This is a genomic window from Chitinimonas sp. BJB300 (assembly GCF_002735695.1).
Lineage (GTDB): Bacteria > Pseudomonadota > Gammaproteobacteria > Burkholderiales > Chitinimonadaceae > Chitinimonas.
Window position 1 is genome coordinate 1 of sequence record NZ_PDZH01000113.1, and the last position, 12822, is coordinate 12822.

Sequence of the window (12822 nt, forward strand, 5' to 3'; positions counted from 1 at the left end):
GAATGCCTGAGCATCAAGACGCAGAAGAACCCATTCGCACTTTGCCGCAAGTTACTGATCAACGCCTCCCGCGCGGCTTATGATCAGTTACAGCTGCTTCTCGCAGCTACTGCGTAACATCAGTTAGATAGATAAAGAATGGCATTTCAGAAATAGTTTCGAGCATCACAAAAATCCTAAAAAATTCACTGCTTACAGACACGCCGGGCATCGGCGGCACCCGTGTATAACGTGTTGGTTCGCATGGCTTGACACGCAGCCTCGCGCTGGCGGCCAAGCTCGATTTGTGAACCCAGCCCACCATAAGTAATCGCCAACGGGAAATTCCCAAACAAGAGCGCTGCCGCCATGGCGGTGCCCGGCAACCAACGATCACCGGCTCGCAGCCGCACGGCATACAGCAGCCCCATGCCCGCACCAAACAGGCATAGCCCCAACACCATATTCAGCAACCCCAGCAAGGGCAGTAGCGTACTGGCCGACCAAACCCAGAGTAGGAATATGGCGCTACCGATCAACATCGGGATTAGGCCACACCATTGGGTTGCACAAATCAGTCTGCGCAGATCAAGGCGTTTGCTGGGGCTAGGCATTTAGACCGTCTCTTCGTTTTGGGACTTGGGTGGGCTGGCCAGGTCATACCAATTCAACTTCCGGGTAAGCACCATCACGGTGGTCAAAAGGCCGAAGAGAAGCAGCGACCCCAACAGCAATGCATGGTCTTCTGAGCGCAACAGCACATACAAGAGGCCATACAGCGCCGATAGCAAGCCGGCAAAACCCAGCCCACGCCAACGACTACCCAACGCATGGCTGGCATAAAACGCGTTTTGCGTTACACAAGCCAACGCCGCCAACAGGTAGGCCGGGCCAAAAGCCCATTGTTCGGAAAACGACAAGAGCAAGAGAAAGAACACCGCCAACGACAAACCAACCAAGGCGTATTGCACAGGGTGGATGGCGATACGCTTGAGTACCTCGGTGAGGAAGAAAGTACAGAAGGTGAGGAAGACAAACAGGAAACCGTACTTCACCGCACGGTCGGTTTGCAGGTAGGCATCAACCGGCTCGATCAACCGCACGCCAAGGCGCGCATTCTGAAATGGCTCGCACTGACTACTGGTAGCGCATTGCTCAAAATGCTCGCTCAGGTTGGTCGAGAACCAACTGGTTCGCCAACGGGCGGTAAAGCCCTTGTCGCTGACAGCGCGGTCTTCGGGCGAAAAGCGGCCACTGAAGCTCGGATGGCGCCAATCCGATTGCAGACTGACTTCGGTATCACGGCCCAGTGGCACCACATTCAGGTCGTCCATACCGTTGAGGCTTAGCTTGAAACTGAAGGGAATACTTGCCGCCGCGCCGTCATAAGCCGCCAAGTTGGCATGGATACCACCACCCAATGCCTTGAGCCGGGCACCCGGCGCAAAATCCAACGTGCTACTCCCCCAGTTGATTCTTGGGCTGGTTTTGATACCCCGTACATCGGCAATGCCAACGCTCAGATAAGGTTGGCCCCACTGAATTTGGGTATCTGCTGCGAGGCCCGCACGGATTGGTAGTTGGAAATGCCCCGTCACCGCCAGCTCAGTGCTATAGACCTGCGTACGGTAGATGCCACGCTGACGTGTTTCGGTTTTGAGCTGCCCGGCAACCGACAGCTTATCGGGCAAGAGCGCCGTTGTACGGTCACGCCACACTTCACGGTGTTGATCGGGCTTTCCGTCGATAGGCTCAAGCATCAACTGTTTGTATGGCAGCACCCACACAGGCCCAGCCAACGTCTGGCTGCCTGCCGTGCCATCGGCGATCGACGCAATGGCTTGCTGACGGTAGTGTTGTCGATCGCTTACCAAGCCATTGACCATACCCAGCGGTATCAACAACAGAATAATCAACCCGCCAATCGCGGCAAGTTTCCACATCAATGACTTCGACATCACATTTCCTCCCAAGAATCGACAGGAGGCAGTCTGCCAAAGCCATATGTGCTGACGATGCGTTGAATGTGAAGCTATGTGAAGTGGTGCGGCGCACCTGAAACGCAAGGTGGGCTCAAGTGTGCCCTAATCAGCGGGACGAAGCCGTTGGGCCAACAAGCCCAGCCATTCATGCGCTACCAACCTTCCTGCCTGAGCCGCCGTAGCACTAGGGAGCCAAGTAAACCGGTTACCCAAGTTGCCGGCCATATAGCGAGTGGGCCCGTCTATCACAGCAAAACCCAGTCGTTCGAATTCCAAGCGCGCGCGGGGCAAATGGCTGGCGTCGCTAACCAACACAATGCGATGTACGCCTGCAGCCTTGAGCAGAACGCTGCTGAACACGGCGTTATCGCGTGTATCCAAAGATGCGTTTTCCACCCAACGTGCTTGCAACCCGAAATCCAGCCGCAACGATTCCGCCATCAGTTCGGCTTCAGCCCGGCCACCGGAAGGCGCACCACCGGTCAACAAAAGCGGTAACTTGGTCTGGCGCGCCAAGCGAGCGGCGTAGCGCAAACGCGCCAGCGAATATTGGCTGACACTCTCGCCGCCATACTCAGGCGCAACCGGGTCACGTCCACCACCCAACACAACAATGGCCTGGGCAGTTTTCAAAGTGGCAAGGCTCGGGGGGCGGGCTTGTTCCAGCGGCGTCGCCAACCAGTCCACAGTAACAGGGGCACTAAAGAACCAGACCCCAAACAGCCCCAATCCAATCAACACACGACTTATACGGGGCCGGCGCTTAAGCAGGCATAAGCCCACTACCCCTAGCAGGAGCGGCAAGGTGGGCGGCAGTAATAGGGAAGCAATGATTTTTTTCAGCCAAAACAGCATAGCGGTTAGTCCGGCAACGAAAGCTGGGCCAACGCACCACCTTCCGGGTGATTGGCAAGCTGGATGTCACCGCCATGCAGACTGGCGACTTCCCTAACAAAGGGCAGCCCTAAGCCTGTCGATTTCGGCGTGCCATCGGGGCGGGGCAGGGAATAGAAGCGCTCGAATACTCTTGGCAGCGCGTAGTCGGGTAAACCGGGGCCATGATCACGTACGCTGAGCACCACCGCGGCATCGCGTCGCTCGGCGCTGAGCTCTATCGTGGTGCCGGTCGGTGAAAAAGCGAGGGCATTGTCGAGCAGATTACTTAACGCCTGGCTCAGTAAGAAACGTTCGCCACGTAAGGTTAATCCTGCATCAGCCTGCTGTTTCAGTACCACACCGCATGCTGCAGCTTGCCCAGCCTTGGCTTCTACGACAGCCGATAACAAGTCCCCGACAGCGATATCGTCGAGCGCTTGCAACGAAGTACGGCTTTCCAAACGCGCCAATTCCAATAGACGTTCGATAATTTCGGTCATACGCTGGGATTCACGCCGGATATTGCCGAGAAAACGTGTCTGCTGCTCAAACGGCATGTCGGGCTCAATCAGCTCAGCAGCCCCACGGATAGCGGCAAGCGGGCTTTTCAGCTCGTGCGTCAGGCTATGGACATAATGCTCGACATACTGCTTGCCCTCCAATTGACTACGCATGCTGTCCAGCGCATGCCCCAGCAGGCCGACCTCTCCTCCGCCCAGTTCGGGCAGCACCACACGCTCGCCCCTTCCCACTGCGCTGGCATAACTCACCAGCCTGCTTAGGGACCGCGTCAACCACCACGACAGCAAGAGTCCTATCAACAAGCCCACCACGAGCACTATCACCGCAGCACGGGCCAAGCTGCCAAATGCCTGCGCAAAGAAGGGTTCCACGCTACGTGATGGTTTTGCCACGGTAACGACGCCGATCAACTTGCTACCATCGCCATAAACAGGGGCTGCGACATACATCACCGAGGTTTCAGGGTCATCCGGGTCGCCCCGTGTGGTCCGTGCGCCATATTGGCCACGTAGGGTACGGTAGACATCGTTCCAACGAGAGTAATCCTGCCCCAGCGCCAAGTGGTCGGAGTCATACAACACCACTCCCAGAGCATCCGTCACATAAATACGGTGGTTGGGCCGATCTTTTGGGACACCCCAGATTTTGGCGTTCAGACGACGGGCAGCAAAAGCTTCAAGCTTCTGGGCAAATTGCCCACTGACTATCGTACCTGCCTGAAGCTCTGGCTGTACAAACTCGGCCAACAGGTTCGCGGTATCGACCAAGGTGTCTTCCATTGACTGCCGTAATGCAGGCTCCAGTTTGTCGTGCGCTGTATCCAGCAGAAAAAAAGCCGCCAATCCCACAACCAGGAAGTAACCCAGGAAAATGCGGACGCCAATCCTCACGACTTGTCCCAAGTGAAGCTGTAGCCCAGGCCTCGATGGGTGCGAATCGGATCACACTCGGGCTGCAATTCACGCAGCTTGGCGCGTAGGCTCTTGATATGTGCATCCACTGTGCGCTCGAAACTCGCCTCTGGCTCGTCCCAGGCTTTATCCATCAACTGGGCACGACTAAACACACGTTCTGGCTCCGCCAATAACGCTGCCAACAGACGGTACTCATAACGGGTCAGGTCCAGCGCTCTACCGTTAAGACTGATCTGTGCCCGCGCGACATCGTGGCGCAACCCGGTTGCCAAAGGTATTGCCTGCGGTTGGCCTCGACGCAGAATGGCCCGCACCCTGGCTACTAGTTCACGTGGGCTGAAGGGCTTGGGGACATAATCATCGGCACCGAGTTCGAAACCCACCACGCGGTCTATCTCATCAGCCCGTGCTGTCAGGAAAATAATAGGTAATTGGGATTGCTGGCGCACACTGCGGCAGATATCAAAACCACTCTGGTCGGGTAAACCGACATCAAGTATCAATAGATCGGGCTGCTGTTGCGTAAAGGCTGCCAAGCCATCACGCCCCAACGCATGCCAACTCACCGAATAGCCTTCGCGTTCGAGCGCATAGACCACCGTATCGGCAATGGCCGCCTCGTCTTCAATCAACAAAATGTGTTTGCGCATGGTGGGTGATTGTAGCGAATCCAGGCCCTACCGAGACCGCGGCCGTATTGGATTGGCGGATCCATCAACAAACCCTTACCGGCGAGTTAGTACACTGTGTAAAAACCGCGATGGCGGCTATACCTACTCACGCCATATCTCTTTCTTTGGCATGCTAAGATTCGTCCATCGCTTTTCACCCCATTGTCATGCTGCTGCGCCCTTTGCTTATTACCTGCTTTGTTTTACCTGCCGTTGCAGACATCTATAAGCACGTCGATAAGGACGGTCAGGTCACTTACTCGAATATCCCCATCAAAGGGGCAAAACGCATGGAGCTTGATCCATTGCCCCCCAATAGTGTGCCAGCCCCTCGCTCGGGCCAGTCACGTGCAGCCAACAACCCGACGCCCGGCAACTTCCCTCGCGTAGACAGCGCCACCCAGAAAAACCGCGATGAAGGTCGTCGGCAGATCTTGCAAGATGAGATGGCCAGCGAGCAAAAGCTATTGACTGAAAGCCGGCAACGCCTGACCGCGGCACCGCAAGATGCCAAGCTACGCGATAAAACGCTGTTCCATGAAAAGAACATCGAGACGCTGCAAAAAGAAATTGCCCGCGTGCAGTAGACCCGCAGTCCATCCCCATCTGGCACGTCTCAGCGAAACATTCTTCGCCTTCATACCATCGATGCCTTTCCAATCAGGCCAGATGCACTAAAATGGTGCAAGCTGGCGCTGTCGGTGCGCCCTAAAATAGCGCGTTCCTGCCTGGATCAGAAAAAACACGCCTAAGCCGCTGATTTCATATCATTCGGAAACGTGCCCTGCTGTGGTCCGTAACTTGCTAAGACTAGGATCTGCTGATCTTGGCTCAACTCACGCTGCGGCAACGTCTATGACCCATCCCGCCTTTGCTGGCCTGGAATTAATCGAAACTGCCGTCGTCGTCCTGGATACCGGGAGAATCGTCTGTCATCTCAACACGGCAGCCGAAAACCTGTTCGAGCTTTCGGCACGCGAAACCATCGGGCGACCCTTATCGGCTTGCTTTTCCGAGCCCGCTGAAATCCTGGCTGCACTCGATGCCGCCGAAAAACAGAATGCCAGCGTAACCGAACACGATGTGGCCCTGGCCGTTCGGCTGGGCCATACCATCCATGTCGGCTTCACCGTGCGCGATATCGAGTCACCTGCCTTTACTGTGCTGGAATTTCGCCACACCGACCAACAACGCAAGATCGCCAACGAAGAGCGCCTCGCTGCACAACAAGTAGCGAATCGGCAGTTGATCCGTAACCTGGCGCATGAAATCAAGAATCCCCTCGGCGGCATTCGCGGCGCAGCTCAGCTACTGAAAAAGGAGCTGCCCGACCCAGCTCTGACCGAATACACCCAAGTCATCGTAGATGAAGTAGACCGCCTACAAAGCCTGCTCGATAAACTGCTGACGCCCCACCGCCTGCCACAGCTGGGTGAAGTGAATATCCATGAGGTATTGGAACGGGTACGCAGCGTATTGCTGGCGGAATTTCCCAACGGGTTAGCGGTACGGCGCGACTACGACACCAGTGCGCCCGATCTTTTCGGCGACAAGGAACAGCTGATCCAAGCCGTGCTGAATATTGTCCGTAATGCGGCCCAAGCCATGCGTGGCGCAGGGCAAATCGTGCTCAAAACCCGTGTTGCTCGGCAGGTTACGCTGAATCGGCGCCGCTTTCCCCTTGGCCTCACCTTGGAAATTACCGACAACGGCCCTGGTATCCCCGAACACATTCGCGAAACCCTCTTCTACCCCCTGATTTCGGCCCGCCCTGGTGGTACCGGCATCGGCCTTCACCTCGCACATACATTTATCCAACAACACAACGGCACAATCGTATTCGATAGTGAGACAGGCCGTACCAGCTTTACCATTACCTTGCCGCTGAATGGTTGGATACCAGTCGACGGCAAAAACAATAAATAAAGCGAAGAATGCTGCCTATGAAATCTGTCTGGGTTATCGACGACGACCGTTCAATCCGCTGGGTATTCGAAAAAGCCCTGGCTCGTGAAGGTATTACCCACCACGCTTTTTCTTCAGCATCGGAAGCATTGGATGCCTTAAAGCAAGAAACCCCGGCCGTTGTCATCAGCGATATCCGCATGCCGGGCGAATCAGGGCTCGACCTACTCGGTCAGCTGAAAACACGCTATCCGCGCCTGCCCGTCATTATCATGACGGCCCACTCCGACCTGGAAAGTGCGGTTGCCGCATTTCAAGGCGGTGCTTTTGAATACCTGCCCAAGCCTTTCGATGTTGACCATGCCGTCGAACTAATACGCCGAGCGCTGGATGAAAGTCTCAAGCAGGAAGTAGTTGAAATACCGCAGGAAGAAACACCCGACATGCTTGGCCAAGCGCCGGCCATGCAGGACGTTTTCCGGGCCATCGGCCGACTTAGCCAAAGCGCCGCCACTGTGATGATTACTGGCGAATCCGGGTCCGGCAAAGAACTGGTTGCCCGCGCGCTGCACCGGCATAGCCCACGTAGTGGCAAGCCGCTCGTCGCCATCAACACGGCGGCGATCCCCAAAGACTTGCTTGAATCAGAACTGTTCGGCCATGAACGCGGCGCGTTTACCGGGGCGCAAAACCAACGTACCGGCCGCTTCGAGCAAGCCGAAGGGGGCACCCTGTTTCTGGATGAAATCGGCGATATGCCCCCCGAGCTGCAAACTCGCCTCTTACGCGTGCTCAGCGACGGTTATTTTTATCGTGTTGGCGGCCATACCCCGATCAAAGCCAATGTTCGGGTGATCGCAGCCACTCATCAGGCATTGGAAGATCGGGTAAAAAACGGCTTATTCCGCGAAGACTTGTTTCATCGCCTGAATGTCATCCGCCTGCGCTTACCTGCCCTGCGCGAACGCCGCGAGGATATTCCACTATTAACGCGTCACTTTCTGGTGACCTCGGCGCGGGATCTTGGTGTGGACGCCAAACGGCTAACCGACGAAGCCATGCGCATACTGGCAAACTTTGATTTCCCCGGTAATGTGCGCCAGCTGGAAAATCTCTGTCACTGGATTACGGTAATGGCACCCGGCCAAGCAGTGGGCCCGGCGGATCTTCCCCCCGAACTAAAAGGTGAAGCCAGCGCTTCCCATAACGGCGGCAATTGGACTGCTCAACTGGCTAATGAGGCTGACCGCCTTTTGCGCGAAGGGGAGCGTGGCTTTATCGAAGTGCTGACCCAGCAATTCGAACGTACGCTAATCCTCCGCGCGCTTGCCGCCACAGGTGGTAAACGCATTGAGGCGGCCGAACGCCTGGGCCTTGGCCGCAATACCCTTACACGCAAGATTCAGGAGTTAAACCTGGAACAGGAAATCAGCGGGGAATGACTAGCATGTTGCGAATCGAAGTCACCTCACCGATGCAGCCAGAAGCCAGGCGGCTTATCGATGCCCTTGACGATTATCAGCAATCGCTCTACCCCGCCGAATCCAATCACCTACTCAGTATTGAGGCGCTGGCACACCCAGACGTCGACTTCCATCTGGCCTGGTTGGGCGAGCAAGCGGTCGGCTGCGCCGCCATTGTCGCCAAAGCTGACTACGCCGAAATCAAACGCATGTATGTCGACCCGGCATGTCGAGGCAAGGGCATTGCCAAGGCGCTGATGGCAGGGATAGCGTCTGCTGCACAACAACGTGGTATTACTGCACTCAAATTGGAAACCGGCATCCATCAACCCGAGGCCATCGCGCTATACCGCCGACAGGGCTTTGCCGAGTGCACGCCGTTTGGGGATTACCAACCAGACCCATTAAGCCTATTCATGCATAAAGCCTTGTAGCACTGCTACCAGCGCCGCCTATTTGCCAGTAACTACAAGATTATTTCCAGGCGTAACAAAGGGATTCCCTCCCCACATCATGAGTCTGATTCATATTCGTAGCGCACCCTAAGCCAAAGTGGAATGGGTCCACGTGATAAAATCGTGCACTTTCCCCGCAATATCAGGCACTTCCCATGACCTCGCGCCGCGCCCAGATTTCCGCCCTTCTGCAAGAACGCATCCTGATGCTCGATGGGGGTATGGGCACCATGATCCAGCAGCATTCGCTGGGAGAAATGGACTATCGTGGCGAACGCTTCAAGGATTGGCCTAGCGACCTGAAAGGTAATAACGATCTCTTGGCGCTGACCCAGCCTAATATCATCGCAAGCATCCACCAGGCCTATCTTGATGCTGGCGCCGACATTATCGAGACCAACAGTTTCAACGCCACCCGCATTGCCATGGCCGATTACGCCATGGAGGCCCTGGTCCATGAACTGAATGTGGCGGCAGCCAAGCTGGTTAAAGACTTGTGCGTGGCACAAACCACCAAGACGCCACACAAACCACGCTTTTGTGCCGGTGTGCTTGGCCCAACCAACCGCACCTGCTCGATCAGCCCCGATGTAAACGACCCTGGCTACCGCAACGTCACGTTCGACGCATTGGTGGAAAGCTATACCGAAGCCATTGATGGCTTGGTACTGGGCGGTGCCGACTTGTTGTTGGTCGAAACCATCTTCGACACATTGAATGCCAAGGCAGCAGTCTTCGCCATCCACAAGTACTTCGACGACCATCCTGACATCGAACGCTTGCCAGTCATGGTCTCCGGCACCATCACCGATCAATCCGGCCGCACCCTGACGGGCCAAACCACCGAGGCTTTCTATAACTCGTTGCGCCACGCCGATGCAATCAGCTACGGCTTGAACTGCGCGCTGGGTCCCGACTTACTGCGTCCCTATGTGGAAGAAATCGCTCGGATATCGGAAGGCTTTGTCTCTGTGCACGCCAACGCAGGACTGCCCAATGCCTTTGGTGGTTACGATTTATCGCCCGAAGTCATGGCGGTGCAGGTACGCGAGTGGGCCGAGTCAGGCTTGGTCAATATCGTCGGTGGGTGTTGCGGCACCACGCCAGCGCATATCCAAGCCATGGCCGAGGCCCTGGCGACGGTAAGCCCACGCGCCCTGCCGCAGATCGAACCTAAATCGCGCTTGTCGGGCCTTGAACCATTCAATATCGGCGACCGCGATTTATTCGTGAACGTAGGCGAGCGCACCAATGTGACGGGGTCGCGCGCCTTCGCCAAGCTGGTTCTGGCAGGCGACTACCCGGCCGCGTTGGAGGTAGCTCGCCAACAAGTTTTGGCTGGCGCGCAGGTGATCGACATCAACATGGACGAAGGCATGCTGGATGCCGAAAAAGCCATGGTCACCTTTCTGAATCTGATTGCTTCCGAGCCTGATATCTCACGCGTGCCGGTGATGATCGACTCATCGAAATGGAGCGTCATCGAAGCCGGGCTTAAATGCGTACAGGGCAAATGCATTGTCAATTCGATCTCGATGAAGGAAGGCATACCCGAGTTCATCAAGCATGCCCAACTGTGCAAGCGCTATGGCGCAGCCGTGATTGTGATGGCTTTCGACGAAGTCGGTCAAGCCGATACCTTCGAGCGCAAAACCGAGATTTGCGGCAAAAGCTATCGCATCTTGGTCGAAGAGGTGGGCTTTGATCCCGCCGATATCATCTTCGATCCAAATATCTTCGCCGTCGCCACGGGCATCGAGGAACACGCAAAGTACGGGCTGGACTTTATCCAGGCAACGGGTTGGATCAAGCAGAACCTCCCGCACGCCAAGATTTCCGGTGGCGTCTCCAATGTCTCCTTTAGCTTCCGCGGCAATAACAAGGTACGTGAAGCCATCCATGCCGTGTTCCTTTACCACGCCATCCAGCAAGGCATGACGATGGGTATCGTCAACGCTGGCGCGCTGGAGGTATATGAGGAAGTCCCGGCTGAACTGCGCCATGCCATTGAAGATGTCGTGCTCAACCGTGCCGCAGCCGATGGTGGCGACACAACCGAAAAGCTGATTGCGTTGGCCGAACGCTTCAAAGGGGATGCCAATGCGCAGAAGGCTGAAGACCTGAGCTGGCGCACTGCCTCCTTGCAGGACCGCATCACCCATGCCCTGGTCAAAGGCATCACCTCTTATATCGTCGAAGACACTGAAGAAGCCCGCCAAAGCCTGCCAAGGCCAATCAATGTGATTGAAGGCCCCTTGATGAATGGCATGAACCATGTCGGTGACCTGTTCGGATCGGGCAAGATGTTCTTACCCCAGGTGGTGAAGTCGGCGCGGGTGATGAAGGCGGCTGTGGCTTATCTGGAGCCTTACATTGAGGAGGAAAAGATTCGTCTTGGTACTGTCGATTCAGCCGCCAAAGGCCGTATTGTCATGGCCACCGTGAAGGGAGACGTGCACGATATCGGCAAGAATATCGTGGGCGTAGTGTTGCGCTGTAATAACTACGAGGTGATTGACCTTGGTGTGATGGTGCCGGCGCAGAAGATTCTGGATACCGCCCGCGAAGTGAATGCCGACATCATTGGCCTAAGTGGTTTGATTACCCCGTCGCTTGAAGAAATGGCCCACGTAGGCAAGGAAATGCAACGCCAGGGCTTCAGTATTCCGTTGCTGATTGGCGGGGCAACAACCTCGAAGGTACATACTGCAGTCAAAATTTCGCCGAACTACCCGCAGCCGGTTATCTACGTGCCGGACGCTTCGCGCGCCGTCGGTGTTTGCTCCAATTTGTTGTCGGACAGCCTGCGCGCTGATTACGTCAGCAAAGTGGCCAATGAATACGAAAACATCCGCACCATTCACGCTGCCCGCGGCAAGCTTGATCTACTCAAACTGGCCGATGCCCGAGCCAACCGCTTTCAGCCCGTTGGCGAATACGACTGGGCTGCCTATAACCCGCCCAAGCCCACGCAGTTAGGCCTAATCAAATTCGAGAACTACCCCCTGGCCGAAATTGCCGAGTACATCGATTGGAGCCCCTTCTTCAACGCATGGGAACTGTTCGGTAAATACCCCAAGATTCTCAACGACGCAGTAGTAGGTGAGTCAGCCCGTACCCTGTTCGCCGAGGGCCAGGCCATGCTCAAACAGATAATCGAAGGTAACTGGGTGCAGGCCAATGGCGTGATCGGCTTATTCCCCGCCAATAGCGTGGGCGACGATATCGAGCTATACGACCCTGTTAGTGGTACCAAGCTGATGAGCATGCATTGCCTACGCCAGCAAAACCGTAAGGCCGAGGGCAAGGCTAACTGGTGCTTAGCCGACTTTGTTGCGCCCAAAGCCAGCGGCAAGACCGACTATGTCGGAATGTTCGCCGTCACCGGCGGGCTGAATATCGACTCGCATGTAAAGCGCTTCGAAGCTGCCAACGATGACTACAACGCCATCATGGTCAAGGCATTGGCCGACCGGCTGGCCGAAGCCTTTGCCGAACTGATGCATGCCAAGGTGCGGCGGGAAATATGGGGGTATGCAGCCGAGCCAGACCTGACGGTGGATGACCTTACAGAAGAACGTTACCGGGGTATTCGCCCGGCACCCGGTTACCCTGCTTGCCCCGACCACACCACCAAGACCGATATGTTCCGCGTACTGGGGGCGGAAAGCATTGGCATGCAATTGACCGAGGGCTATGCGATGTTGCCTACGGCCGCAGTGAGCGGGCTCTACTTCAGCCACCCACAGTCACAATACTTTGCGGTGGGTAAGCTGGAGAAGGACCAAGTGGAAGACTACGCTGCTCGCCGCGGCGTCAGCGTCGAACAAGCCGAGCGCGATCTGGCCCCCAACCTGGCCTACAACACCTGATCTACTTTGGCTGCTTCATAAAAAAACGACCGCTGCAAAGGCGGTCGTTTTTTATCTTATGTGCGCCCAGCATGGGCGCACTCCTGCGGGTGGAAGTCCCGCCGTAAGTTGATCACAGCGAACGAAGTGAAGCGCAACTGCGTGAGGGCGACCGAGCGTGGGAAGGAAGCGTGGATCGTAAAC

Annotated in this window: 10 protein-coding genes; 5 read left to right on the plus strand and 5 right to left on the minus strand. The window is 56.1% G+C overall.

The window, feature by feature from the left end:
- Window positions 1–185: 185 nt before the first annotated feature.
- The 5 genes from CSQ89_RS16625 to creB all read right to left on the minus strand — a co-directional run bounded on the left by CSQ89_RS16625 (window position 186) and on the right by creB (window position 4923).
- A complete protein-coding gene (locus CSQ89_RS16625) occupies window positions 186–593 on the minus strand; it encodes a hypothetical protein (protein WP_099407223.1) in 408 nt (135 codons plus the stop codon).
- Window positions 594–1937 (minus strand): cell envelope integrity protein CreD, encoded by a 1344-nt coding sequence (creD, locus tag CSQ89_RS16630; protein ID WP_099407224.1) that lies wholly within the window; start codon window positions 1935–1937, stop codon window positions 594–596.
- Between the two features lie 126 nt (window positions 1938–2063).
- Window positions 2064–2816 (minus strand): YdcF family protein, encoded by a 753-nt coding sequence (locus CSQ89_RS16635; protein WP_099407225.1) that lies wholly within the window; start codon window positions 2814–2816, stop codon window positions 2064–2066.
- 5 nt (window positions 2817–2821) lie between these two features.
- Window positions 2822–4249 carry a two-component system sensor histidine kinase CreC gene (gene creC / locus CSQ89_RS16640; protein WP_099407226.1) on the minus strand — a complete coding sequence of 476 codons (1428 nt, stop codon included), beginning with the start codon at window positions 4247–4249 and terminating at the stop codon, window positions 2822–2824.
- Window positions 4246–4923 carry a two-component system response regulator CreB gene (gene creB, locus CSQ89_RS16645; RefSeq protein WP_099407227.1) on the minus strand — a complete coding sequence of 226 codons (678 nt, stop codon included), beginning with the start codon at window positions 4921–4923 and terminating at the stop codon, window positions 4246–4248. The genes creC and creB overlap by 4 nt, the downstream gene beginning before the upstream one ends.
- Before the next feature lie 188 nt (window positions 4924–5111).
- On the opposite strand from creB, the gene CSQ89_RS16650 reads away from it, so the two are divergent.
- The 5 genes from CSQ89_RS16650 (at window position 5112) to metH (ending at window position 12639) form a co-directional block, all read left to right on the plus strand.
- On the plus strand, window positions 5112–5531 hold the full coding sequence (locus CSQ89_RS16650) for a DUF4124 domain-containing protein (protein WP_099407228.1): 420 nt from the start codon (window positions 5112–5114) through the stop codon (window positions 5529–5531).
- Between the two features lie 268 nt (window positions 5532–5799).
- On the plus strand, window positions 5800–6870 hold the full coding sequence (gene glnL, locus CSQ89_RS16655; RefSeq protein ID WP_099407229.1) for a nitrogen regulation protein NR(II): 1071 nt from the start codon (window positions 5800–5802) through the stop codon (window positions 6868–6870).
- 17 nt (window positions 6871–6887) lie between these two features.
- A complete protein-coding gene (gene ntrC, locus CSQ89_RS16660; protein ID WP_099407231.1) occupies window positions 6888–8291 on the plus strand; it encodes a nitrogen regulation protein NR(I) in 1404 nt (467 codons plus the stop codon).
- A gap of 5 nt (window positions 8292–8296) precedes the next feature.
- A complete protein-coding gene (locus CSQ89_RS16665; RefSeq protein ID WP_099407232.1) occupies window positions 8297–8746 on the plus strand; it encodes a GNAT family N-acetyltransferase in 450 nt (149 codons plus the stop codon).
- 176 nt (window positions 8747–8922) lie between these two features.
- Window positions 8923–12639 carry a methionine synthase gene (gene metH / locus CSQ89_RS16670; protein ID WP_099407230.1) on the plus strand — a complete coding sequence of 1239 codons (3717 nt, stop codon included), beginning with the start codon at window positions 8923–8925 and terminating at the stop codon, window positions 12637–12639.
- Window positions 12640–12822: the final 183 nt, after the last annotated feature.